The following is a 25,909-nucleotide window of genomic DNA, read 5'->3' on the forward strand; positions in this document are numbered from 1 at the left end:
TTTTACCTCCCCTTTTAACTGGAAGAGGGACTATGTGTCAGTGAATTATTTGCCTGCGTTCCTGCCGTGGTTTCTTCCACGGGGGACGTGGGTATTTTCCCTTGCGAATAATCTTTTTCCTGCTCTTTTAACGCCTTCATCAATAATGCCTTGATTGCCCCATCATCAAGTGTGTGACTGGTATTATCCTGTTCGGGAGTAGCAGAAACGTTCATTTCGGTCCCTGGCAATGTATCTCGGGATATATCATGCGGTAATTCACCGTCTGGCGCCTGCTGCCAGTCGGTATCGCCGCTATCAATTGGCATCTCCTGCAGCGGCGGCATCTCTTTTGTCATCGGTTCTTGCTTTGCTTCAGGCTGCGGGAACGGTTTACTGACATAGACATAATGCATGTCCGATAGCTTCGTTTCTGGCTTAACGGCGCTCGTTTTTATTGGCTCTGGTGCCGGATGGCGCAGATCCCAGTAAAGATGAGCATAGAGTCCCGCAGCGATCGTCATCACTATTCCCACCACCCAGATCAGGGTGGCACTGACCATTTTTTTCAGCGAGGGGCGCCGGTAAGAAAACCAGACCGGTGCGTTCAGGGTATAGCTGCGCTGGGCAGCCAGAGTAATCGTCGACATTATAAATGCTTCTCCTGCGCGGTGGGGGTCGCAGATATATTTGCGGACTGAATAAGCACGCTTGGCGTAGTCCTGGTTTCACGCATTAACTGCATCAATGTCTCTTCACCCGCAATCCCGTCCACATGCAGATGCATTTTCTGCTGAAACTCGCGGGTACGTTGCATCAGTTCCGCCGTCCACACTTTTGCGTGGGTTTCGGGCAGATTCATCGCCAGGCTGAGCTGCTGATCCATCCAGCCCAGATCTTTGGCGCTGCTTTCAGCGCTCACGGCATCTTTCCCCTGCGGCGTAAGGCGGTGCAATAGGGTGTAATTGCCCGTTGCATGCTGGTTAAACCATTTGCGGCTCACCTGCCAGGTGCGATTATTCATCAGCAGATCCAGCGAGTTATCATCTACTCTGGCCACCACGGCATAGTTCAGGTGATCGCCTGTTCTGATCTCGCCGATCCACGGGTAACCCTCTTTTGCCAGCTCCTCGAGCGGAGCGCTGCCCTCCTTACACATCAGGTTGACCCGCCCGGCGTTCTGGCAGAGCGCCTCTTCCATCGTGGCGTCATAACCCCACATGGTATAGAGCTGATTCATCGCATCGGGCTTATTCACCACTTCATTCTCAATAACCGGCACCACTGGGGCGTCGGTTTTTGGGGTCTGCGGTTTCCAGCTTGCCATCACGGGCAGCTGTACCGGCAGTCTGGCGGTAATGGCGGGCATCAATGTCCAGCCGCAGGCGGCAAACAGTACAGAGGCAAAAAGGCCCATAACGGCAAGGCGTTTGCCCTTCGGTTTTGCCGGCAGAACTTCTCCTGCGGCGAGTCGCAGATGGCGCGGCGATACCTGCGCTGAACGTTCGGTCCAGGCGGCGAGCATCGCAAGGTGCGCCAGCTCGTTGAGTTTACTTACCTGTCCTTTGGTCAGAACATGCATCTTGCGCACGCGGGCCCGGGTGAACGGCGTCGCGTCGCTGCCATGCGCTTCACACTGGGCCTGAACATAGCTCATGGACTCGCGGCAGGTGAGAGGCCGGAGCATGTGATGCGTATGAAGAGATTCACGCAACCCGGACTGCTGGAGGGCGGCTTCCTGGTCGGCCGATCCCATCAGCACAACCGACAGAGGCACATCCAGCTCCTGCGCGCGGGTTAACAAAACGGACAGTGCGTCATGGCAATTCGCTTTCATCGACTGAATATGCGAGATGACCAGCACTTTACGTGAGGTTTTGCGGGACAACATCTCGTCCTGCAACTGACGCAGCACAGCATCAATAGCCTGGATCCGGGTTTTGCTCTCTTTAGTGGTGGTGTTGAGTTTATAGAGCAGGCCGCTGGCGCTGAGTTTCGGGAAGGCGTTAATGGCAATCAGCGTGCCGTCATGCTTTTTAAGCGCATCGCAAAACTGCGAGGTGAGATAGCTGTCGTCGCTAAAGAGCGCAGTAACGCCTGTTGTCTGGCACTTCTCTTTCAGCAAACCGAACACATCCTGATGATACGGAACAAAAAAATCACCTGGCATCCGGCTGATAGTCCGGAAAGGCTGGGTAGTGAAATTAAAATGGCGCATATACATAGCGTATTACCGTCTCTTTCATTCATAACAAGGAGACGGAAAAGTAAAGGATACGGGCGGAAGGGGCAATTTGAATGCAGGATAAAAATATTCGGCCTGCGCTTTTAGCATAGGTTTATTTAACGTTCAATCTTTTTCTAAATTATTGTTGGCGGAAGTATAAATGGGCGGGGGATAGGGAACTCATTAGTATTTACGCCACTTACTCATACAGCCCTGTGCTGTGAATTACTGACTGGCAGAAAGGCTCGTTAAAAAATGCGGATGTCATTTGTTAATCAATTGATTATGCCCTGCGTCATGTTTGTGCTGCTCATTTTCTGCGGCCAGCAAGGGTATATGGTTTATAAAGATTATAAGAAAGTTACGAACAGATTGTCTGATCCAAAGCAGAAGATGCAAAAAAAAAGTCATGATGAAACTCAGTTTGTACTTTTTACGCCGGCGGTGATGCCAGCGAAACAGCCAGCGGCGTTGAAAAAGCCGCTCAGTGCGGAAATCGAAGGTATTCTCAGCAGCGACGAAGCCTGGCTGTCCTTTGCGGTGATAAAAACCCCCTCCGGACAAAAGAGCTATCGCGAGGGCGAAATGCTCGCCGGTTTTGACAATGCCTATATTGCCGAAATTCATCCCGATAATGTGGTGGTGAATTATGAAGGCGCACCGCAGGTTATTTCACTTAAAAAACCAGACTATTTTAAAGGCGGCGTTGACAGCAGCCCGGTAACCAAATCGAAGAAAGATGCAGGATTGGATAATCTGCATCTGGATGATTATCTGGTGTTAAAACCATTAATCGAGAAAGGCCAGCTGGAAGGCTACAACATTAATCCACGCAATGCGTCTCCTTTCTACAGCCATGCTGGCCTGGAAAAAGGTGATGTAGTGGTAAAAGTTGACGATGTGGATATGACTAAAGAGGCGCAGGCAAAAGAGATCGTTGCCCGCTGGTCAAAAATGAAAGAGGCGGATGTCATTATTCGGCGTCACGCTCACCTTGAAAATATTCGGGTCAATGTTCTAAACAATTAATAAGTGTACAGACATGAAGAAATTTCCATGGGCGTGCGTAGCGCTGACCGCATTGTCATTATATTCCGGTTCGCTGTTCGCGGCGAACTTTAGCGCCAGTTTTAAAAATACCGATGTCCGCGAATTTATCGATACCGTCGGGCGTAACCTCAATAAAACCATTCTGGTCGATCCTTCCGTTCAGGGAACGGTGTCGGTCCGTACCTACAACGTGCTGACGGAAGAGGAATATTATCAGTTCTTCCTGAGCGTGCTGGATCTCTATGGTCTGTCGGTGATCCCGATGGATAACGGGATGGTGAAAGTCGTGCGCTCTTCGGTGGCCCGCATGTCGGGCGCACCGATTGCCGACAGCAAAAACCCCGGCAAAGGCGACGAAATCATCACCCGCGTGGTGCGGATGGAGAACGTCCCGGTACGTGAGCTGGCCCCCCTTTTGCGTCAGTTGAACGACGCCTCCGGCATCGGCAACGTGGTTCATTTTGAACCGTCAAACGTGCTGTTGTTAACCGGCAAAGCCTCGGTGGTAAACCGCCTGGTCGATCTGGTGCAGCGAGTGGATCAAAGCGGCGTCCAGCGCCGTGAAATCGTGCCACTGCGTTTTGCCTCGGCCAAAGATCTTTCTGACATGTTGAACAATCTCAACAACGAAGAGCAGAAAGGGCAAAACGCCCCGCAGCTGGCGACCAAAGTGGTCGCCGACGATGAAACCAACAGCCTGGTGATTAGCGGCAGCCCGGACGCGCGTCAGCGCACCCGGATGCTGATCTCCCAGCTCGATCGCGAGCAGAACAACGAAGGCAACACCCGCGTCTTCTACCTGAAATACGCCAATGCCAGCAAAGTGGTGCCGGTGCTGACGGGGATCGGAGAGCAATTGAAAGATAAAGCGGGCGGCGGTAAGAGCAAAGCCGCGCCGATGGCAGGCGACCTGAATATTACTGCCGACGAGTCTACCAATTCGCTGGTGATCACCGCCCAGCCAAACGTCATGAATTCGCTGGAGAAAGTGATCGACAAGCTGGATATCCGCCGTCCACAGGTGCTGGTGGAGGCGATCATCGCCGAAGTTCAGGACGGTAACGGCCTGGATCTGGGCGTGCAGTGGACCGGTAAACACGGTGGGGTTCAGTTTGGTTCGACCGGCCTGCCGATCAGCCAGATCAAGAAGTCAAAAGTCATTGGCAGCTATACGGGCCTGGCGACCGGTTTCTTTAACGGCGATTTTGGTGCGCTGATGACGGCGCTGTCCACTAACGGCAAAAACGATATTTTGTCGACACCGAGCGTGGTGACGCTGGATAACAAAGAGGCGTCGTTCAACGTCGGTCAGGATGTACCGGTACTCTCCGGTTCGCAGACCACCAGCGGCGATAACGTGTTTAACTCGGTGGAACGTAAAACCGTCGGTACTAAGCTGAAAATCGTACCGCAGATCAACGATGGCGACATGATCCATCTGAAGATTGAGCAGGAAGTTTCCAGCGTGGATAACACCTCGACGGCCGATGCCAGCCTGGGCCCAACGTTCAACACCCGCACCATCAATAACGAAGTGATGGTCCACAGCGGACAGACGGTGGTACTGGGAGGTTTGATGGAAAACGTCACTAAACAGTCGGTCTCGAAAGTACCGTTGTTGGGCGATATTCCGGTCGTGGGGCAGTTGTTCCGCTATACCTCGCAGGACAGCGCCAAACGTAATCTGATGGTGTTTATCCACACCACCGTACTGCGCGACGACGACAACTACAGCGCGGCGTCGAAAGAGAAATACGATCAGATCCAGGCGCGTCAGCAGCAGCGTATGGAAGAGCACAAGCTGGGCATTGTAGAGAATTCTGATTCCCCGATGCTGCCGGCCTATCCGTCCCAGAGCCACGCCGCGCCGGTGAGCGCCAGTGCGCCGGTGCCGTCCCGCAACCCGTTCAAAGAGTAAGGCGGACGCGACATGACCGAGATAAGTAATGCGCTCTGTACCAGCACCTGGGCGAAAGAGAACGGGGTCCTGTTCTATAACGATGAGGTTTATATCCGCGAGGATGCGCAGGCGTATGCCCTGCTGGAGATGCGCCGCGTGCTGGGGCGCTCCTATGCCCCGACGATCTTGACGGCGGAAGCGTTTGACGAACTGCTGACCAAAATCTGGCAGCAGAACAGCGGCGTCTCGCAGCAGCTGGTGGACGACATGGATGCCGATATTGACCTGATGGCGTTAACCGAGGAGATCCCTGACAACGAAGATCTGCTCGATAACGACGAGAACTCGCCGGTGATCCGCCTGATCAACGCCATTATGGGCGAAGCGGTGAAAGAGGGGGCCTCCGATATTCATATCGAGACCTTCGAGCGCACCCTGAGCATTCGTTTTCGCGTTGACGGCGTGCTGCGTCCGGTGCTGCAGCCGGCGCGCAAGCTCGCGCCGCTGCTGGTGTCGCGTATCAAAGTGATGTCCAAACTGGATATCGCCGAAAAACGTCTCCCCCAGGACGGTCGTATTTCGCTGCGCATTGGTCGTAAGGCTATTGACGTGCGTGTTTCCACTATTCCGTCTCAGTACGGAGAACGCGTGGTGATGCGTCTGCTGGATAAGAGCAACCTTAAGCCGGACATCAACAAGCTCGGTCTGATTGACGAAGAGCTGGTGAAGTTAAAGGGACTGATTGAACGTCCGCACGGCATCATCCTGGTGACCGGCCCGACCGGTTCGGGGAAAAGTACCACCTTGTACGCGCTGCTGTCGGCGCTTAACGGTCATGAACGCAACATTCTGACCGTGGAAGATCCGATCGAGTATGAACTGGAAGGTGTAGGACAGACCCAGGTCAACCCGCGCGTGGATATGACCTTTGCACGCGGGCTGCGCGCCATTCTGCGCCAGGATCCGGACGTGGTAATGATCGGGGAAATTCGTGACGGTGAAACCGCGCAAATCGCGGTGCAGGCGTCCCTCACCGGTCACCTGGTAATGTCTACCCTGCACACCAACAGTGCGGCGGGCGCCATTACCCGTCTGCGTGATATGGGGCTGGAGCCATTTTTAATTGGTTCGTCGCTGCTTGGCGTCATTGCCCAGCGTCTGGTGCGTCGGCTGTGTACGCACTGCCGCACGACCAGTCCGCTGGATGACAATGAGAAAGCGCTTTTCACCTTTATGGAAACGCCGCCCAAAGCGATTTATCGCGCCGTGGGCTGCGAACAGTGTCGCCAGAGCGGCTACCAGGGACGCGCAGGCATCCATGAATTTCTGGTGGTCGACAGCGCCATGCGCCGTGCGATCCATGAAGATAAAGATGAGATGTCCATCGAAACGCAGCTTTTCAAAGAGGCCTACAGCCTGCGTGAAAACGGTCTGCTGAAGGTGATCTCCGGCGTGACCTCGCTGGAAGAGGTGATGCGCGTCACCGCCGAGCGCGGAGGGGATGCGTAATGGCCTGGTATGCGTGGTCCGCGACGGACGCCGCCGGAAAAACCCAGCGCGGCAACCTGCAGGCCGAAGGGCCAAAGCAGGTGCGCCAGATGCTGCGCGAACAAAAGCTGATACCGGTGAATATCTCCCCAACCAGCGATCCGGCGGCGGGGAAAAACGCCCGTAAAGGGGCAAAACTGTCGATTCCGGTGCTGTCGATGTTTACCCGACAGCTTGCGACGCTGGTCAATGCCGCGCTGCCGCTGGAGAGTGCGCTAAAGGCGATTGCGAAGCAGACGGAAGATAAAACCCTGGCGGCGATGGTGACCGAGATCCGCGACAAGATCGTGGAAGGCCACACGCTGTTCGACGCCTTCAGCCAGTTTCCGCGCAGCTTCGATAAGCTCTATTGCACCCTGGTGATGGCCGGTGAAAAGACCGGTCATCTCGGGGGCGTGCTGGAAAAGCTCGCCGAATACAACGAGCAGCGCCAGAAGATGAAAAGCAAGCTCACCCAGGCGATGGTGTACCCCATCACCCTGACGGTAGTGGCGATCGCGGTGATCTCCATTCTGCTGGTCGCCGTGGTGCCGCAGGTCATCGACCAGTTCACCCATATGAAACAAGAGCTGCCGATGACCACCCGCACGCTGATTGCGGTGAGCGACTTTTTACAGGCATGGGGCATCGTTATCGCCGGCGGCCTGTTCGGGGCGTCGGCGAGCTTTAAATTTTGGATAAAAAAAGAAAAGAACCGATTTGTTTATCATCGGTGGCTGTTGCTAAATTCACCGCTGAAAAAACTGGTCTGCGCCATCAACAGCGCGCGCTACATCCGCACGCTGAGTATTTTGCAGGCCAGCAGCGTTCCGTTGCTGGAAGGGATGTATATCGCGATGGACGGAATTGAAAACCTTTATGCCCGGCAGGTGCTTGAGCAGGCGGCGGACACCGTGCGCCAGGGGGCATCTCTCTACAACGCGCTGGAACAGGCGAAAATCTTCCCACCCACCATGCTTTACATGGTGGCCTCCGGGGAGGAGAGCGGCGAGCTGGGCTCGTTGATGGATCGCGCGGCGGAAAACCAGGAATCTGCATTACAGCATCGAATTACTTTAACGCTGTCGGTATTTGAGCCGGCACTGGTAGTAACTATGGCGACCGTTGTTCTATTTATCGTTCTTTCAATATTACAACCGCTTCTTCAACTTAATAATATGGTGGGTTAATCATGTCTTTGAAAAAGAATAGCCTGAAGCGTCAGGCGGGATTCACGCTGCTCGAATTAATGGTGGTTATCGTTATTCTCGGTGTGCTGGCCAGTATGGTCGTGCCTAATTTAATGGGCAATAAAGAAAAAGCCGATATTCAGAAAGCGACCAGCGATATTGTGGCGCTGGAAGGTTCGCTAGATATGTACAAGCTCGACAACCATCGCTATCCGACCACCGAGCAGGGGTTGCAGGCGCTGGTGACCAAACCTGAAATTGCGCCCATTCCGAAAGGCTACCGTGACGACGGCTATATTCGCCGCCTGCCGCAGGATCCATGGGGCAATGACTATATTCTGGTCAGCCCGGGAGAGCATGGCGCTGTCGATATTTTCTCAGCCGGTCCGGATGGAGAAGCGAATACTGCCGACGATATCAGCAACTGGTCTTTTGATAAAAAAGATAAGTAATGAATAAGCAACGTGGATTTACCCTGCTGGAAATTATCGTGGCGCTGGTGATATTCGCCCTGAGCGCCATGATGGTGGTCACCACCATTCCATCACGCAGCGGCGCAGATACATTTGGTCAGCAGCTAAAATCCCTCGTTGAATATGGTTCTGACCGTGCGGTAATGGACGGAAATATTGTCGGGCTGGTGATGACCTCGTCAGAATTTGAACTGGTGACACAGGTTGGAAATAACGGCGAAAGCCACTGGGCACCGCTAAAGGCGGGACGGATCGCGACCCGCGGCGAGTTTCCTGAGGAGATGCACGTCTCCCTCTCGCCGCGAACGCTGGCGGCCACGCTGGACGATGAACCGCAAATCATTTTTTTGCCGGACGGCGAGCTGAGCCGCTTCACGCTCAGCTTCGAAAGCCTCGATAAAAAGCAGCGCTTTCACGTGACGTCACAGGGCTCTGTTCCCGTGGTGGTGGAAAACGATGACTAAACGCAAAACCAAAGAGCAGGGGATGACCCTGCTGGAAGTGATGGTGGCGCTGGTGATTTTCTCCACCGCGGCGCTGGCGCTAATGAACTCCGTCACCCTGAACGTGCGCTTTACCCACAGCCTGTCGGAAACACTGCTGGCCGGCTGGGTGGCGGAAAATCTACTGGCACAAGCTCAGCTTGCCCAGACCGATTTTCCGGATGACGAGCAGGTGGGTACCGAAACCATGGGCGGACAAACCTGGACCTGGCATATCCAGCGGGTAAAAACCGCCGAAAATACCTTTGCCGATGAGGTACGGGTTTACAGCGAAGGAAGCGATGCGCAACCGGTGGTGGCACTTCAGCTAGACGAACCGGAGGTGGATCGTGAGTAAGGCGCAGCGTCAGCAGGGCTTTACCCTGCTGGAAATTATGATTGCGCTGGCCATCTTCGCGGTGATCAGCATTCTCGCCTGGCAAATTCTTGACGGTGCGATGCGCACCTCGACGGCCAGCGACGAGGCGGCGACAAAAGTGACGGCGCTTCAGCGCACGTACAATCTGCTCTCGCGTGACTTTTATCAGCAGCAGGCGCGCGCGCCGCGCAACAGCGGCGAGGTGTTCGTTCAGCAGCAGAATGGTCTGGAAATGACAACCCTTAACGGCATCAGCGGTCAGGTGCAGCTAGAGCGGGTGAGCTGGACGTTAAAGGACAAGCGCCTGTGGCGCAACGTCTGGGCTGCTATCGACGGTCCCGCCAGCGCGCAGCCGGAAGAAGTACCGATTCTGAACGATGTGAAAGCGATGAAATGGCGTTTCTGGCACGAAGGCTGGCAGGAGAAATGGACCGACATCGCCCATCAGCCTGATGGCGTTGAGCTGAATCTGACTATGGAAAACGGCGAAACCTGGCGCTGGGTTTTTATCACTCCCGGCGATATGCCCGAGATCCAGACCGCGCCAAAAGAGACGAATGCGGACCCGGCGCAGCCGGCAGCGGAGAATGCGGCGCAACCCGTAACCAACCCGCAGCCCGATACGGCAGCACAACCAGGAGTGAGTTCATGAGCGGCAAACCTGCGCGGAAAGAGCGTGGCGTGGCGCTACTGGTGGTGCTGATCCTGCTGGTAATGATGTCCGCCCTGGCGGCGAAAATCAGTCAGCAGTTCTGCCGCCACCTGCAAAAAACGCATTATCAGGTCAGCCAGCAGACGCTGCGCTGGGCCATTGCCCGTCAACAGAAGGTACTGGAAAACGTATTGCAGAAAGCGGCCAGTTCAGAAGGGGCGGGGCTTTCGCTGCGAGGTGACTGGGCCCAGCCCCTGGAAACCCACGGGGATAATTACACCGTGGTGAGTCAGGTGGAGGATGCCCGGACCTGCTTTAACGTCAATAGTCTGCTGGCCGTTGACGAGGCGCCAGCGGCCCCGGCTGACGCCACTGCGCTGCCGGAAAAACCGGTCAAAGAGCAGATTGTCGAACAGCTGCTGACAGAAAGCGGAGTCGGTACGCTGGCGGCAGAAGAGATTTACCAGCAACTGGTGGATTATCTTGACGCCGACGACGTGACGGCGAAACAGGGCCAGGAGGCCGATGCCTGGGCGAGCGTGACGCCCGCCCGTGGTCCGGCGAATCAAATGATGCGCACCATCAATGAAATCAGACTGCTGCCCGCCTTTCCGCAGGCCGCATGGCCGAAGGTCAGCAAACTGCTGTGCGCCTTGCCGGATACGGATGGCACCATAAATGTGAATACCTTAACACGAGAACAGTCGCCGCTGCTGGCGGCGGTTTTTACCGGCGTGTTAAACACGGACGATGCTGCCCGCCTGATCGATTCACGCCCGGAAGAGGGCTGGGAGTCGCTGGAGGCATTCAGCAAAGTGCTGGAGAGCAACTATCCGCAGACCAAAGATATCCTGGCGCAGATTCAGGACAGGGTTGCGGTCAACAGTCGCTATTTTCGGGTGGATACCACCGGCAATACCGATGATTTAACGCTGCGCGTCGTCAGCCAGCTTCACGTTGACAGTGAGGCGGGCAAGGTCGTTACCTGGCAACGCCGCTACCGAATGGTTGAATAAGATAAGTAGAAGATGATGAAAAAGGTGCTTTTTATTCGTCCCGATACCCGTGAGGACGGCAAAATTTGGTGGTGTGAATCCGGTAACGATCGGGTGGAATATCTGACGGGCTGGAGCGCACTGAGCGAACTTTCCTGCCATCCGCTTTCTCAGCAGGTGTGCCTTTTGCTGCCGGCGAGCGAGACGATCTTTCGTCATTTTACCCTGCCGAAAAAAGGACTTTCAGCCCAGACGGCGCAGTTCTCGTGGATGGCGGAAGAGACATTGCTCGGCGAGGTGGAGACGCTGCACTGGACGGTGCTGAACAAAAAGGGGCCAGAAGTGGATGCCGTGGCCATCGACGCTGAACGTCTGCGCCACTGGCTTGAGCTGTTCGCTCAGGCGGGGCTCACGGTGGTCCAGGCGCTGCCGGATGCCTGGCTGCTGCCGGTGAGCGAAGGGGGTACTACGCTGGTGAGCCTGGAAGAGAGCTACTGGCTGCGTTTTTCTCCCAGCAGCGCTGGCGAAGCCGATGCGGTCCTGCTGCCGCTGCTGTTGAGTAAATGCCCGACGGGTGAGGTGTGCTGCTATGGCGATGCGCCGCAGGAGGTACAGGTGGATGAACTGCTGGCGTGGCAGCATCCGCTGGTGTTGATCCAGCCCCAGTGGCAGGGCTGTCGTATCAACATGCTGCACGGGGAGTTTTCCGGGCGCAGCGCCAGCGGCCCGCGTTTTCGCCACGCGAAAACGGCCCTCGCTGCGGCGGCGCTGGTTTGTGTCGGCCTGCTGATCGGCCCCCGCGTTGGTATGGCGTTGATGCTCACTCACCAGCAAAACGAGATCCACCGCGAGATGACCACCGTAGCGCAGCACTATTTCCCGACCCTGCGCCAGACCAGCAACATGAAGTATTACATCGGGCAGAATATCAGCAAGGCGAAGAAAGGGATCTTCCTGCAACTCGAAGCGCTGAATCAAATCAAGCAGTCACTGCCGTCTCTGGAGATCAACAACGTGGAATATGACGAAACGCAAAATCAGCTGACGTTGAATGTGAAATCCATGGATAAACAGACACTGCAGGATTTTGTCGCCCGCAGCGCCGAAACCTTTGAATTTGCGATGCAGCCGATTTCCGGCGAGGCGCCTTATACCGCCATTATTACCGGGAGCTATAAATGAAAACGCAAATAGCCCAGTTAAAAAACCGCTGGCAAAATTATAGTCCACGCGAGCGTAATTTATTTAAACTCTGCGGTGGGGCACTCTGCTGTGCGATGGTTTATTACGGCGCGATGATGCCGCTTGATACTCTGATCAAAAATAACGAGGCCGTGTTATTTAAGCAGAAGCAGACGCTGAACTGGATGCGCCAGGAAATTGATAAAAACCATCTCCAGTCCAGAATAGTCAATACCCCGAATCCACGCAGCGTGGTGGAAGAAAGTGCCAAAGTCGTGCACGTCGCGTTGACAGACGTGCGTCAGGAAGAGCAGTCGCTAACCTTTGTTGTCGAACGCGTCAACATTTCTGCCCTGCAAAACTGGCTGCGTGAGATGAACGTCTCTTCCGGTATACATCTGGAAAAACTCGCGTTAACGCCGGTGGATCGTCAGAGTGAAGTGAAAGCGCACATTACGCTGAGCTGGGCGAAAAGCGCATGAACCCGCTAATGCTGTTGCAGCAAGCGAATCTGCCGGGACTGTGCGTGATGAGCGGAGCGCTGGGGGCAATCCTCGGCAGTTTCCTGGGCGTAGTCGGGGAGCGTATTCCGCCGCTGGTAATGGAAGAAGAGGGGGCAGGCAATCTGCTGTTTCCCGCCTCTCACTGCCCGGAATGCCACCATACCCTGAGCGCGTGGGAAAATATTCCCATCATTAGCTGGTGTGCGCTGCGCGGTCGCTGCCGTCACTGCCATAGCGCGATTCCGCTGCGGTTGCTGCTGGTGGAAGTCTGTAGCGCCGTCTTCTTTGCCGCCAGCGCGGCGCTGGCACCGTCGTTTTCGGCGCTAATCGCGCTGTGGGTGATGTGGAGTTTTCTGCTGCCGCTGTCGGTGATCGATGCGCACCATATGCTGCTGCCGGACTGCCTGACCCAGCCGCTGCTGTGGACGGGGCTGATGTTCCATGCCCTGTTCCGGACGCTACCGCTGACCGATGCTATCTTTGGCGCGGTGGCAGGGTATCTGTCGCTCTGGCTGGTTTACTGGGCATTCCGTCTGCTGACCGGTCGGGAAGGGTTAGGCTATGGTGATTTTAAGCTGCTGGCAGCGCTAGGCGCGTGGTGCGGATGGCAGGCGTTACCCTCTATTTTGCTGATCGCGGCGCTGGGGGGCATTATTATGCATTGCCTGTTAAAACCCTTTGAGAATAAAAATAACCTTATTTCCTTTGGCCCATATATTGCGTTTTCCGGGCTGGCTGTATTTATTTCTCAAATCCCCTATCTCATTTTTTAAATAATGCAGTCAAGTTTTTTTTGAGGTTTTTTCATTGAGGGAAGGAAAGGAGAAAATAAATTCCTCATTGTATTCTCTTCTCCACAATAAAAGATTTGTTGAATGTTTTATGAATGGAGGAAGGTACGGCGTAATAATAAGCAGGTCTTTGGTGAACCAGAAGCGTTCACGATTAATTTATCAGTAAATAACGTTCGTCCATGTTTAATGGAAAAGCATGGGTATTTAATTTCACAAATCGTATTATCAGGATCAAATAATGAAATTTCTGAAGCCTAAATATCTGGCACTCTTCGTTGCAGCGGCTGCAAGCCCGGTGTTCGCAGCAGTGCCCGGTAAAGCAACTATCGCCAGTGGTAATGATAAATTTGCCATTGTCGAAGTTGATCAGTCTGCTTCTGCTTACAATAGCTTGGTCAAAGTCCATGATGGCGCCGATGTTAAAGTGCAGTGGGACGTCTGGAGCGGCGCTGCGCCGACTTCAGCGAAAGTGCTGCTCGATGGCAAAACCGTCTGGACCGGCGCAGGCAGTATGTCCGGCACGGCTACGTTTAAAGTGAAGAAAGGTGGTCGTTATCAGGAAACGGTTGAGCTCTGCAATGCCAGCGGCTGCAGCACCAGCGCCAGCAAACTGATTATCGTCGCGGATACCGACGGTAGCCATCTGCTGCCACTCAACACCACCATGCAGGAAAATAACAAAACCCTCTCTAAGCACACCGATAAAGTAGTGGGTGCTTATTTCCCTGAGTGGGGTGTTTACGACCGTAACTTCCCTGTAGACAAAATCCCGGCGGCTAACCTTAACCACATTCTTTATGGCTTCATTCCAATCTGCGGCGGCGACGGCATCAACGACAGCCTGAAAACCATCGAAGGCGGTAACAGCTTCGAAGCGCTTAAGCGCGCCTGTGCTGGCCGTCAGGACTTCCAGGTGGCGATCCACGACCCGTGGGCCGCACTGCAGAAGCCTCAGGCTGGCGTAAGCGGCTGGGACGATCCCTACAAAGGTAACTTCGGCCAGTTGATGGCAATGAAGAAAGCCAACCCTGGCCTGAAAGTGCTGCCGTCGATCGGTGGCTGGACCCTTTCCGATCCGTTCTTCAAAATGCATGACAAAGCGATCCGCGATCGCTTCGTGGCTTCCGTTAAAGATTTCCTGAAAACCTGGAAATTCTTCGACGGTGTGGATATCGACTGGGAATTCCCGGGCGGCGGCGGTCAGAACGAAACGCTGGGCAACCCGCAGCAGGATAAAGAGACTTATACCGCACTGATGCGCGAACTGCGCGCCATGATGAATGAACTGTCAGCCGAAACCGGCCGTACCTTTGAACTGACCTCAGCAATCGGCTCAGGCAGCGACAAAATTGAAGACGTTGATTACACCACTGCACAGCAGTACATGGATCACATCTTCCTGATGAGCTACGACTTCTACGGCGGCTGGAGCAACACCGATCTGGGTCACCAGGCGGCACTGCGTGCGCCGGCGAACAAACCGGATACTAATTACACCACCGAAAACGGCGTGAATGCGCTGCTCGCGCAGGGTGTACAGCCTGGCAAAATTGTCGTGGGGACGGCCATGTATGGTCGCGGCTGGACCGGCGTTCACGGTTACAGCAATAACAACCCGTTCACCGGCACGGCAACGGGCATGGTGAAAGGGACCTGGGAACCGGGCGTGGTTGACTATCGTCAGATCGTTAACGAGTACAAAGGCAAAGCGGGCTGGGAATATAACTATGATACTACCGCTGAAGCGCCGTATCTGTTTAACAAAACCACCGGCGATCTGATCACCTATGAAGATGCCCGTTCCGCAACGGCGAAAGGTCAGTATGTGCTGGCGAAAAATCTGGGCGGTCTGTTTGCCTGGTCTATCGACTCCGATACCGGAGACATTCTGAACGCGATGAATGAAAGCCTGACAGGCGGCGGCGCTGCGCCGGTTGATCCGGTAGTGACCAACCATGCGCCTGTGGCGACTGCCGCTGACCAGAGCGTAACCGGTCCGGCGACGGTGACCCTGGATGGCTCGGCTTCCACCGATCCGGATGGCGATGCCATCACCTACAAGTGGACGCAGATCTCTGGCCCGTCGGTGACTATCACCAACAGCACCAAAGCGAAAGCGACCTTCAACGTTGCTGCTGTCACCAGTAATCAGACTCTGGCGTTCCGCCTGACGGTTACTGACGCGAAAGGGTTGAGCAGCACTGCTGACGTCCAGGTCGTGAACAAAGCGCCGAAAGCAAACCAGGCGCCGGTTGTGAACCAGATGGAAGCCGTGACGCTGGAAGCGGGCCAGAGCTACTCTCTGCACGCTCAGGCTAACGATCCTGATGGCGACGCGCTGACCTACTCCTGGAGCGTTCCTGCGAATATGCAGGCGACAGGCGCAGATACCGCGAACCTGAACATCACCGCGCCGGACGTGGACACGGAATCAACTTACACGCTGAGCGTGCTGGTAAGCGATGGCAAGTCCAGCGTACAGACTAACGTACAGGTGACGGTAACGCCTAAAGCGGCGGAAACGCCGTCTGACGAAGGCAACACCCCATCTGATGAAGGCAACACGCCGTCTGACGAAGGCAACACCCCTTCCGATGAAGGCAACACGCCATCTGACGAAGGTAACACCCCATCCGATGAAGGCAACACGCCGTCTGACGAAGGCTCTGCCACCAATAGCTGCGATAAGCCTGTTGACGCTAACGCCAGTAAATATGCTGCCTGGAGCGCAAGCAAGGTTTACAACGCGGGGAATACCGTCAGCTTCGACAACCTGGTCTGGAAAGCAAAATACTGGACTCAGGGCAACCAGCCGGGCTTCGGTGTGGATGCATGGGAGCTGGTAAGTCAGGTGAAATTCAACTGGCGCTCCGACGTGGTTTATAACGGCGGCGACACTACTACCTACAACGGTTACACCTACACCGCCAAATGGTGGACGAAGGGTGATAAACCAGGTAGCAGCGATGTATGGGTGAAAAAAGGCCCGGCGACTGACTGCCAGTAAGTCACTGCCATCACGATGCGGGTAAGAAACTTGCCCGCTATTACGGTCCACGTCCCGAGACGGACGTGGGCCGTAAATCAGGAAAAGAGTAATAACCGCGTAAGGAGACAATGAAAAAGAGCCGGACTGAAAATGAAAACGTTATTTTTATTGTTGCTGGTAATAAGCCATAGCGTCTTTGCCAACTGCTGGGATAAAGCCGCCAGTTATTATCATGTGGATCCTTATCTGTTATATGCCATTGCTAATGTTGAATCGGGAATGAATCCGAATGCGATTGGATTGAATCACGATGGCACGCGTGATGTCGGCCTGATGCAGATTAACAGTTCACATTTTTCCGATCTGGAGCGAAAAGGCATTAATGAGTACCGGTTAATTACCGAGCCCTGCACCTCGATTATGGTTGGCGCATCGATATTATCCGGAATGATTAAAATTTATGGCTATAACTGGGAGGCGGTCGGCGCCTATAACGCGGGCCTGAAAAAAGAGAATTTCGCGCAGCGCATGGTCTATGCCCGCAAGGTCTGGAATAAATATCAGAAGTTAAAACGTAGCACCCGCAACCGTTATTATTATTGATTTTTGTTTTTTGAAGAGTACCGACTGGTGTTCTTCATAAAACGAAACTGCTCCCGGGTTTATTTATTAAATGATTAATAAATAAACCGCGAAAAAATTAACTTTTATTGACCCTTAATATAATTAAGAGGACTATTGACATGAACAAAAGGACATTACTCAGTGTTCTTATCGCGGGCGCATGCGTTGCACCGTTTATGGCTCAGGCAACCCTGCTGCAGGCCAGCAGCGAACCTTACACCGTTAAGGCCAGCGATCTGCAGAAGAAAGAGCAGGAGTTGACCAACTTCCCGCTTATGGCTTCAGTGAAGTCAACCATCCGCACGCTGGACAACAGCCTGGTGGAACAAATTGAGCCGGGGAAATCGACAAACCCGGAAAACGTCAAGCGCGTGGAAGGGATTATCAAGGCCAGCGACTGGGATTACCTCTTCCCACTGCGTGCGCCGGAATATACTTACAGCAACTTCCTGAAAGCGGTCGGTAAATTCCCTGCACTGTGCCAGACCTATACCGATGGTCGTAACAGCGATGCCATCTGCCGTAAGTCTCTGGCAACCATGTTCGCGCACTTCGCGCAGGAAACCGGAGGCCACGAGTCCTGGCGTCCGGAACCCGAGTGGCGTCAGGCGCTGGTCTACGTGCGTGAGATGGGCTGGAGCGAAGGTCAGAAGGGCGGCTACAACGGTGAATGTAACCCGGATGTCTGGCAGGGTCAGACCTGGCCGTGCGGTAAAGACAAAGATGGCGATTTCGTTAGCTACTTTGGTCGCGGTGCGAAACAGCTCTCCTATAACTACAACTACGGCCCGTTCTCTGAAGCGATGTACGGCGACGTACGTGTACTGCTGGACAAACCTGAGCTGGTGGCGGACACCTGGCTGAACCTTGCTTCCGCGATCTTCTTCTTCGCCTACCCGCAGCCGCCAAAACCGAGCATGCTGCAGGTTATCGACGGCACATGGCAGCCGAACGATCACGATAAGGCGAATGGTCTGGTACCAGGCTTCGGCGTGACCACGCAGATCATCAACGGCGGCGTGGAGTGTGGCGGCCCGACTGAGATCGCCCAGTCTCAAAACCGTATCAAATATTACAAAGAGTTCGCCAACTACCTGAAAGTACCAGTTCCTTCTAACGAAGTGCTGGGCTGCGCCAACATGAAACAGTTCGACGAAGGCGGTGCCGGCGCGCTGAAGATCTACTGGGAACAGGACTGGGGATGGAGTGCGGATACTCCATCAGGCCAGACCTACTCTTGCCAGCTGGTGGGTTACCAGACGCCATTCAGCGCCTTTAAAGAGGGGGACTACACCAAATGCGTGAAGCATTACTTCAATGTGAACGTGGTGGGTGAAGACGGGACTTCCGACGGCGGTAACGTCACGCCAACCCCGGCGCCAACACCTACCCCGACCCCTGTCGACCCAACGGACGAAGGCAACACCACGCCGGTGCCAGACGATAATACGCCAGCGCCTGTAAACCATGCGCCAGTAGCAAAAATCTCCGGCCCGGTGGGAGCGGTTGAAGCGGGTAAATCAGTTTCTCTGAACGCGTCTGGCTCGACTGACGAAGACGGTAACCACCTGACTTATACCTGGACGGCTCCGAACGGCCAGACCGTAAGCGGCGAAGATAAAGCCATTATTACCTTCAATGCACCAGAAGTGGCAGCGGCGACGCAGTACCAGATCAACCTGACCGTCAGTGACGGCGAGCTGAGCAGCACCACCAGCTATATGCTGAACGTACAGCCTAAACAGGCCAGCGGCGGCCAGACCGGGACTTACCCGACCTGGACGTCCAAAACCAAATGGAAAGCAGGCGATATCGTTAACAACCGCGGCCAGCTGTTCCAGTGCAAACCTTACCCATACAGCGGCTGGTGCAATAACGCGCCATCCTACTACGAGCCTGGTAAAGGGATTGCATGGCAGGACGCGTGGACTGCGCTGTAATCAGCAAAATGACAAACGGCAACCTTGGGGTTGCCGCTTTTTTCATCGTAAAAATGCCGGACCCGATCTACCGAGGAAGTTTCCCGTGATCCCGCAGCCACGCCGCGGTGCGCATAATCCCTTCATCCAGCGTCACAATCGGTTTATACCCTAGCTCATTCTCCGCACGCGAAATATCCAGCGTGAAGTCAAAGTTAAGTTTAGAGACGCCGTAATGCGTCAGCGCAGGCTCTTTGGCTGATTTACTGCCAAAGCGCTCCATGCTGCGGGCAATCATATCCAGCATTGGATAGGGAACAGAACGGATACGGCAGTCGATCTGCAGCTCGTCAATTAAGCGCTGCACAATGCTGCGCAGCGTGCAGGGTTCGCCGTTAGTGATGTTGTAGGCGCGACCGGAGGTAAGCTTATCGCAGTCCGGCTGGCTTGCCAGCCACATGGCGTGAACGGCATTTTCGTAATAGGTCATATCGACCAGCGCATCGCCGCCGCGCGGCAGCAGCACGCTGCCGTAGTGGTGCATCATCTGCGCCAGACGCGGAATAAACACCTTATCGTGCGGCCCGAACAGGCTCTGCGGACGCAGGACCGTAAAGCGGGTATGCGGGTTTGACTGCGCCAGCAGGTCGATGACCTCTTCGCTGGCCGCCTTGCTGCGGGCAAACTCGCAGGCAAAGCGAGCAGGGCGGAAATCTTCCTGCACGTCACGATGGTGGTGATAGTCGAAATAGAGTGACGGTGACGAGATATGAATAAAGTTACGCACGCCCCAGGCAACGGCCCATTCACCCAGACGGCGGGTAGCCCGCACGTTGGCGAGATCGAAGGCTTCCTGGGTTCCCCACGGGGAGGTAAAACTGGAGCAGTGCCACAGCGTGTCGATACCGGCGAGCATCACTTTCGCCTGCGAGGAGACCAGCTCCGTCAGGTCGGCATGGACGAACTCTGCGCCCATTTTTTGCAGCAGTTTTCCCATCGCTTCGTTGCGACCGGTAGCCCTGACGCTGATGCCCTTGTTGCGCAGAAATTCGACCGCATTTCGGCCTAAGCCGCTGGTCGCCCCGGTAACCAGTACCTTCATATCAATCCACTGTGTTGAAAAGAATTTCGTGCGCATTCTTTCGTGAATTACGGCGCTATGCAATGGGAAAGGTGAAAGAAAGAGAGTTTTATTTAGATCTTTTCCGTCTTTTGTTCTGCCAGTTGCGCAATGCGTTTCGCCATCCCACGGAAGATAAACAGGTGGGCAGGGATCATCAACAGCCAGTAGAACAGACCCGGCATTCCGTGCGGATGCCACCAGGCGCGCACGTCCAGTTCACGATAATCCCCTTTGTCTTTCAGGGTAAAGCAGAGTCGACCCAGCCCCGGGGCTTTCATGCCGAACAGCAGCGCCAGCTGTTTTTCCGGCTCGACGATGATCACCTTCCAGCTGTCTACCGTGTCGCCCACCGCAAGATACGGGTTTGCCGGGCGGCCTTTTGCCAGCCTGTGGCCCACCAGCAGGTCCATCGCCCCGCGCGTTTGCCAGAGGATATTACCGAAGAAATACCGATCTTTGCCGCCAATCTGGTTCACCACTTCCCACAGCGCGGCCAGGCTGGCATTGGTTTTCACCGTGCAGCCCGCCTGTTTCGGGTAATAGCCGTATTCCGGGCGCCAGCGGGCAAACGCCTGAGCGTCGTAACCCCAGTCGCTGGAGTTCACCAGCTGTTCTTCTTCCTTGAGCGTTTTGCGCACGGCATCGTCAAAGCGGATCAGCTCCTGGGGAATGAGTGCCCGCAGTTCGCGATCGTCCGCCAGTAAATCGTGCTTCAGCCCCTGGATCAGCGCTTTGGCGGTCGTCGGCGGCACGGAGGTGATCACATTCAAAAACCACACCGAAATCCAGCGGGTCGGGAAGGGAATGGGGATCAGCCAGCGGCGGCGGCCGCTGACGCGCATGAAGTGTTCGAACTGCTCCTGATAGCTCAGCACTTCCGGGCCTGCCGCCTCCAGCACGCGGTGCTGCTCCGCCGGGCGATCCAGCAGGGCTACCAGATAATGCAGCAGGTTCTCCAGCGCAATCGGCGTGGTGCGCGAACGCACCCAGCGCGGCGGCGTGAGTACCGGCAGGTTGTAGACCATATCGCGCATCACTTCGAAGGCGGCGGAGCCTGCGCCAACGATGATCCCGGCGCGCAGTTCGGTGACGGGAATATTGGCGCCGCGCAGGGTCTCGGCCGTCAGATGGCGGGCACGCAGATGATCGGATTGCTCATGCTCGGGAGCCTGAAGCGAGCTTAAAAAAATCACCTGCTTAACCGGGGTTTGCAGCAGTGCATCGCGGACGTTCATCGCCACCTGTCGCTCATGGGCGATGAAATCCCCGCCTTCGCCCATGCTGTGCACCAGGTAGTAAAGCGTGTCGACCCCTTCCAGCAGGGCGGGAAGTTCCTTCGGCCAGTTGAGGTCAACGCTGTGGCAGGTAACGCCAGGCAAACCGAGTTTTTGCAGGCGTTCGGTGTTGCGTGCCGCAGCCAGCACCTGATGTCCCTGCTGGCTTAACGCCGCGGTGAGATGCTGACCGATATACCCGCTGGCGCCGAGCACCAGAATGCGTTGCGGCACGTGATGCTCCTTATCGCTGTAAAAACGCCTGCCAGTGTTTCACCACGTCCGCCAGCTGTTCGCGGCTCACGTCGAGATGCATGACCAGGCGCACGACAGGCGAGGCGTTGATCAGCACGCCACGTGTTTTCATAAATTCGCCAAGCGCAGCGGCGCGATCCTCGCCCACGCGGACGAACAGCATGTTGGTGTCGTGGCGCATCACGTCGGCGCCAATCTCGCGCAGCTGCGCCGCCATCCACGCGGCGTTGTCGTGATCGTCCTTCAGACGCGCCACGTTGTTTTTCAGGGCATACAGCCCAGCAGCCGCCAGAATACCCGCCTGACGCATCCCGCCGCCGGTCATTTTGCGCCAGCGGTTGGCGCGCTTGATGTAGTCCGTATTGCCAACCAGCAGTGAACCTACAGGCGTGCCCAGTCCTTTTGACAGGCAGATAGTGAACGAGTCGCAGTATTGCGTAATCTCTTTCAGCTCGCAGCCATACTCCACTACGGCGTTAAAGATACGCGCGCCGTCCGCGTGCAGGCCGAGTTTACGCTCGCGGGTAAATTCCCACGCCGCCTTCAGGTACTCGCGCGGCAGCACTTTGCCGTTGTGGGTGTTTTCGAGGCTGAGCAGTTTAGTGCGGGCGAAGTGAATATCGTCGGCTTTGATTTTCGCCGCGACTTTATCGAGCGGCAGGGAGCCGTCCGGCGCGGCGTCAATCGGCTGCGGCTGAATGCTGCCGAGCACGGCCGCACCGCCGGCTTCGTAGAGATAGTTATGCGCGCCCTGGCCGACGATATACTCTTCACCTCGCTCGCAGTGGCTGAGTAGCGCGACCAGGTTCGCCTGTGTGCCTGTCGGCATAAACAGGGCGGCCTCCTTGCCGCTCAGTTCTGCCGCATAGCGCTGCAGTTCGTTTACCGTCGGATCGTCACCGTAGACGTCGTCCCCGACCGGAGCGGCCATCATCTCTTCGAGCATGGCCCGACTCGGGCGGGTAACGGTATCACTGCGTAAATCAATCATTTCACATCCCTTTAATTTAAGAGGTCATGCGAAATGTTTTACCTGAGCCAGTTGGTTTTTGCCAGTTCGATCACCTCGTCGCCTCGGCCGCTGATGATCGCGCGCAGCATGTACAGGCTAAAGCCTTTGGCCTGCTCAAGCTTGATCTGCGGCGGGATCGCCAGCTCTTCTTTGGCGACGACGACATCCACCAGCACCGGGCCGTCGATGGAGAAGGCGCGCTGCAGGGCTTCATCCACCTCGGAGGCTTTCTCCACGCGAATACCGGTGATGCCGCATGCCTCGGCGATGCGCGCGAAGTTGGTGTCGTGCAGCTCGGTACCGTCCGTGAGATAGCCTCCGGCCTTCATCTCCATCGCTACGAAGCCCAGCACGCTGTTGTTAAATACCACGATTTTTAGCGGGAGCTTCATCTGTACCACCGACAGGAAATCCCCCATCAGCATGCTGAACCCGCCGTCGCCGCACATCGCCACCACCTGACGCTCCGGCGCCGTGGCTTTTGCGCCCAGCGCCTGCGGCATGGCGTTGGCCATCGAGCCGTGGTTGAACGAGCCGAGCAGGCGACGCTTGCCGTTCATCTTCAGATAGCGTGCCGCCCAGACGGTTGGCGTGCCCACGTCGCAGGTAAAAATGGCGTCGTCGTCCGCGAAATGGCTGATTTGCTGCGCCAGGTACTGCGGGTGAATGGCTTTGTCGCTTGGTTTTGCGAGGTCGTCCAGCCCCTTGCGGGCATCGCGATAGTCGCTTAGCGCCTTATCAAGGAACTTGCGGTCGGTTTTCTCTTCCAGCAGCGGCAGCAGGGCTGCAAGGGTAGATTTGATATCGCCCACCAGCGCCATATCGACCTTGCTGTGCGCGCCGATACTGGCAGGGTTGATATCAATCTGAATGATTTTGGCATCCGTCGGGTAGAACGCGCGATACGGGAACTGGGTACCAAGCAGGATCAGCGTGTCGGCGTTCATCATGGTATGGAAGCCGCTGGAAAAACCGATCAGTCCGGTCATGCCAACATCGTAGGGGTTGTCGTACTCGACGTGCTCTTTGCCGCGCAGGGCGTGGACAATCGGGGCTTTCAGCTTTCCGGCAAATTCCAGCAGCTCCTTGTGCGCGCCAGCGCAGCCGCTGCCGCACATCAGGGCGATATTGCTGGAGTAACGCAGCAGCTGCGCCAGCTTTTTCAGCTCCTCTTCTGCTGGTGTGACGACGGGCTGCGGGGCGTGATACCAGTGAGTGCTGGCCCCTTCCGGCGCAGCCTTGAGGGCCACATCGCCCGGAATAACGACCACAGAAACGCCGCGATTCAGCACGGCTTTACGCATGGCGATCGCCAGCACCTGAGGGATCTGCTCCGGGGATGAAACCAGTTCGCAATAGTGGCTGCATTCACGGAACAGCTCCTGCGGATGCGTCTCCTGAAAATAGCCGCTGCCGATTTCGGACGAGGGGATGTGGGCGGCAATCGCCAGCACCGGCACGTGATTGCGGTGACAGTCGAAGAGACCGTTGATCAGATGAAGGTTACCCGGTCCGCACGAGCCCGCACACACGGCCAGTTCACCCGTAAGCTGCGCTTCAGCGCCTGCGGCGAAGGCGGCAACCTCTTCATGGCGGGTCGGCATCCATTCGATGGTCTTCATCTTGTTAAGGCTGTCGCTGAGTCCGTTCAGGGAGTCGCCGGTGACGCCCCAGATACGTTTTACGCCAGCCTGTTCGAGCGTTTTCGCTATATATGCAGCCACGGTTTGTTTCATGGTTGTCCGTCTCCTTTTTGTGATAACGCTTACAAGCTTAGAAGAAAGTCTCCGTATTGCCCGTCGTATCCCCACAATTAAAAGGTGCTTTTCACGCGCAATTATTCGGCATAATCTGGCAGTGTCTCAGTTAAAACAGGAATAATTTCAAATGTTTAAATCATTGTTAATTGCTGTTAATGAAAAGCTATCTTGCGACGATCTTGGCAAACTCTTGTTACGACTTGCCGTCGGCGGGCTGATGCTTTTTCACGGTTTGCACAAGCTTTTTGGCGGCGTGGGGTTTATCAGCGGCATGCTGGTGGAAAAAGGGCTGCCGGGATTTATCGCCTACGGCGTGTTGGTTGGCGAAGTCGTGGCGCCGATCCTGATTATTGTCGGGTTGTTTACGCGGCCGGCCGCGCTGGTACTGGCGTTTACGATGATTGTGGCGTGGCTGATGGTGGGAATGGGTGAAACGTTCGCCCTTGATAAGGTTGGGGCATGGGCGATTGAAAGCCTGGTGTACTTCTTTATCGGCTCGCTGGCTGTCGCGTTTTTAGGGGCAGGGCGGTTTGCGCTGGGTAAAGCGCCCGCGTGGCGGTAAAATTGTTGGTCGGGTAAACGCAGTACCGCCCGGCAAAAAAGCCCGGTGGCGCTGACGCTTACCGGGCCTACGAACGAACGTTTATCGTTTATGCGAGGATCAAATCCCCCTGCGGATGGCACGAGCACGCCAGCACGTAACCCTCGGCAATTTCCGCGTCGGACAGCGTCATGGTGCTGGTGACGGTGTACTCACCGGAAACCACTTTGGTTTTACAGCAGCCACACACGCCAGCACGACAGGCAGCCGCTACCGGCACCTTGTTGCTTTCCAGCGCCTCCAGCAGCGTGGTCCCCACGCGGCCAAAGAAGGTCTGGGCAGGCTGCAGTTTGGTGAACCTAACGCCGCTGCTTGCCGCTTCCGCCACCGGCGTGAAGAACTGCTCTTTGAAGAAACGGGTTACGCCAAGCGCTTTCACTTCTTCTTCCACGATAGCCATGTACGGCGCCGGGCCGCAGGTCATCACCGTTCGGTTCGCAACATCCGGCACGCTTTGCAGCAGCTCGCGGCTCAGGCGACCAGGCACAAAACCGTGGGTCGCGTTGTGCTCAGCCACCAGCGTCACCGGGTATTCACGCCACTCCTCGGCAAAAATCACATCTTCCGGGGAACGGACGCTGAAGATCGTCTGCACGTCGGCCTGGGGGCGGTTCTTCGCCAGCCAGCGGCGCATTGACATAATCGGCGTTACGCCACAGCCCGCCGCCAGCAGCAGGAATTTATCGTCAGCTTTGTCGTCACAGGTGAATTCCCCCTGCGCGTCGGACAGCCAGATGTAATCCCCGCGTTTCACGTCCTGCGTCAGCCACTGGGAGCCCGCGCCGTCGTCAATGCGGCGGACGGTGAGCGTAATGTATTCGCTCACGCCCGGCGTCGAGGAGATCGTGTAGGCGCGCAGGGTGTCCGCCGAATTGCGAATGCTGACCAGCGCATACTGGCCTGCACGATATGGATAGTAGTCATGGCACAACAGCGACAGAGTCCACACATCCGGCGTCTCCTGATGGATGTGATGAACCTGCATCCGCCACGGGCATAGTGAGGTTGGCATGGTCATG

Annotated in this window: 23 protein-coding genes; 16 read left to right on the plus strand and 7 right to left on the minus strand. The window is 55.8% G+C overall.

All coding sequences use genetic code 11. From position 1 onward, the window contains the following. Positions 1–14: 14 nt before the first annotated feature. Positions 15–629: a hypothetical protein gene (locus KGP22_RS07050; RefSeq protein ID WP_223581747.1), complete on the minus strand. Its 615-nt coding sequence runs from the start codon at positions 627–629 to the stop codon at positions 15–17. Beyond that, a complete protein-coding gene (locus KGP22_RS07055) occupies positions 629–2,203 on the minus strand; it encodes an ExeA family protein (protein ID WP_223581748.1) in 1,575 nt (524 codons plus the stop codon). Before KGP22_RS07055 ends, KGP22_RS07050 begins: the two co-directional genes overlap by 1 nt. A gap of 300 nt (positions 2,204–2,503) precedes the next feature. Here KGP22_RS07055 and gspC point away from each other — a divergent pair, with 300 nt between their 5' ends. From gspC to KGP22_RS07130, 15 genes are all read left to right on the plus strand, one after another. Further along, a complete protein-coding gene (gspC, locus tag KGP22_RS07060) occupies positions 2,504–3,235 on the plus strand; it encodes a type II secretion system protein GspC (RefSeq protein ID WP_223582409.1) in 732 nt (243 codons plus the stop codon). 13 nt (positions 3,236–3,248) lie between these two features. Next, positions 3,249–5,174, plus strand: a complete 1,926-nt coding sequence (gene gspD, locus KGP22_RS07065; protein ID WP_223581749.1) for a type II secretion system secretin GspD — start codon at positions 3,249–3,251, stop codon at positions 5,172–5,174. A 12-nt stretch (positions 5,175–5,186) separates the two neighbouring features. Next, entirely contained in the window at positions 5,187–6,665 is a 1,479-nt protein-coding gene (gene gspE, locus KGP22_RS07070) for a type II secretion system ATPase GspE (protein ID WP_223581750.1), read from the plus strand. After that, complete coding sequence (gspF, locus tag KGP22_RS07075; RefSeq protein ID WP_149366245.1) at positions 6,665–7,873, plus strand: type II secretion system inner membrane protein GspF; 1,209 nt, start codon at positions 6,665–6,667, stop codon at positions 7,871–7,873. Before gspE ends, gspF begins: the two co-directional genes overlap by 1 nt. 2 nt (positions 7,874–7,875) lie before the next feature. Next, the gene (gspG, locus tag KGP22_RS07080; protein ID WP_111963893.1) at positions 7,876–8,325 is read left to right on the plus strand and encodes a type II secretion system major pseudopilin GspG; all 450 of its coding nucleotides are present in this window, start codon (positions 7,876–7,878) and stop codon (positions 8,323–8,325) included. Beyond that, complete coding sequence (gene gspH / locus KGP22_RS07085) at positions 8,325–8,810, plus strand: type II secretion system minor pseudopilin GspH (protein ID WP_149366246.1); 486 nt, start codon at positions 8,325–8,327, stop codon at positions 8,808–8,810. The genes gspG and gspH overlap by 1 nt, the downstream gene beginning before the upstream one ends. Beyond that, complete coding sequence (gspI, locus tag KGP22_RS07090; RefSeq protein WP_223581751.1) at positions 8,803–9,186, plus strand: type II secretion system minor pseudopilin GspI; 384 nt, start codon at positions 8,803–8,805, stop codon at positions 9,184–9,186. Before gspH ends, gspI begins: the two co-directional genes overlap by 8 nt. Then, on the plus strand, positions 9,179–9,859 hold the full coding sequence (gene gspJ / locus KGP22_RS07095; protein WP_127730217.1) for a type II secretion system minor pseudopilin GspJ: 681 nt from the start codon (positions 9,179–9,181) through the stop codon (positions 9,857–9,859). Before gspI ends, gspJ begins: the two co-directional genes overlap by 8 nt. Next, on the plus strand, positions 9,856–10,875 hold the full coding sequence (gene gspK, locus KGP22_RS07100; RefSeq protein WP_223581753.1) for a type II secretion system minor pseudopilin GspK: 1,020 nt from the start codon (positions 9,856–9,858) through the stop codon (positions 10,873–10,875). Before gspJ ends, gspK begins: the two co-directional genes overlap by 4 nt. 15 nt (positions 10,876–10,890) lie before the next feature. After that, positions 10,891–12,036: a type II secretion system protein GspL gene (gspL, locus tag KGP22_RS07105; protein ID WP_223582411.1), complete on the plus strand. Its 1,146-nt coding sequence runs from the start codon at positions 10,891–10,893 to the stop codon at positions 12,034–12,036. Beyond that, entirely contained in the window at positions 12,033–12,518 is a 486-nt protein-coding gene (locus KGP22_RS07110; protein WP_223581755.1) for a type II secretion system protein M, read from the plus strand. Before gspL ends, KGP22_RS07110 begins: the two co-directional genes overlap by 4 nt. Beyond that, a complete protein-coding gene (locus KGP22_RS07115; RefSeq protein ID WP_223581757.1) occupies positions 12,515–13,312 on the plus strand; it encodes an A24 family peptidase in 798 nt (265 codons plus the stop codon). The genes KGP22_RS07110 and KGP22_RS07115 overlap by 4 nt, the downstream gene beginning before the upstream one ends. Before the next feature lie 259 nt (positions 13,313–13,571). After that, on the plus strand, positions 13,572–16,340 hold the full coding sequence (locus KGP22_RS07120; protein WP_223581759.1) for a glycosyl hydrolase family 18 protein: 2,769 nt from the start codon (positions 13,572–13,574) through the stop codon (positions 16,338–16,340). Between the two features lie 132 nt (positions 16,341–16,472). Continuing rightward, complete coding sequence (gene iagB / locus KGP22_RS07125) at positions 16,473–16,925, plus strand: type III secretion system invasion protein IagB (protein ID WP_111963901.1); 453 nt, start codon at positions 16,473–16,475, stop codon at positions 16,923–16,925. A 140-nt stretch (positions 16,926–17,065) separates the two neighbouring features. Then, complete coding sequence (locus KGP22_RS07130; RefSeq protein WP_223581761.1) at positions 17,066–18,886, plus strand: chitinase; 1,821 nt, start codon at positions 17,066–17,068, stop codon at positions 18,884–18,886. Positions 18,887–18,953: 67 nt separating this feature from the next. On the opposite strand, the gene KGP22_RS07135 is transcribed toward KGP22_RS07130, so the two are convergent. From KGP22_RS07135 to poxB, 4 genes are all read right to left on the minus strand, one after another. Next, positions 18,954–19,967: an NAD(P)-dependent oxidoreductase gene (locus KGP22_RS07135; protein WP_111963931.1), complete on the minus strand. Its 1,014-nt coding sequence runs from the start codon at positions 19,965–19,967 to the stop codon at positions 18,954–18,956. Between the two features lie 92 nt (positions 19,968–20,059). After that, positions 20,060–21,496 (minus strand): SDR family oxidoreductase, encoded by a 1,437-nt coding sequence (locus KGP22_RS07140; protein WP_111963903.1) that lies wholly within the window; start codon positions 21,494–21,496, stop codon positions 20,060–20,062. Between the two features lie 10 nt (positions 21,497–21,506). Further along, positions 21,507–22,508 carry a low-specificity L-threonine aldolase gene (gene ltaE / locus KGP22_RS07145; RefSeq protein WP_223581763.1) on the minus strand — a complete coding sequence of 334 codons (1,002 nt, stop codon included), beginning with the start codon at positions 22,506–22,508 and terminating at the stop codon, positions 21,507–21,509. 38 nt (positions 22,509–22,546) lie between these two features. Beyond that, positions 22,547–24,265 carry a ubiquinone-dependent pyruvate dehydrogenase gene (poxB, locus tag KGP22_RS07150; protein WP_041910648.1) on the minus strand — a complete coding sequence of 573 codons (1,719 nt, stop codon included), beginning with the start codon at positions 24,263–24,265 and terminating at the stop codon, positions 22,547–22,549. 151 nt (positions 24,266–24,416) lie between these two features. Here poxB and KGP22_RS07155 point away from each other — a divergent pair, with 151 nt between their 5' ends. Beyond that, positions 24,417–24,851, plus strand: coding sequence for a DoxX family protein (locus KGP22_RS07155; RefSeq protein ID WP_111963905.1), 435 nt, complete (start codon positions 24,417–24,419; stop codon positions 24,849–24,851). Between the two features lie 88 nt (positions 24,852–24,939). Here KGP22_RS07155 and hcr read toward each other — a convergent pair whose 3' ends face one another. Further along, positions 24,940–25,908, minus strand: coding sequence for an NADH oxidoreductase (gene hcr, locus KGP22_RS07160; protein WP_111963906.1), 969 nt, complete (start codon positions 25,906–25,908; stop codon positions 24,940–24,942). Position 25,909 lies beyond the last annotated feature (1 nt).

Origin of the sequence: Enterobacter sp. JBIWA005, from assembly GCF_019968805.1 — a bacterium.
Classification (GTDB): Bacteria; Pseudomonadota; Gammaproteobacteria; order Enterobacterales; family Enterobacteriaceae; genus Enterobacter; species Enterobacter vonholyi.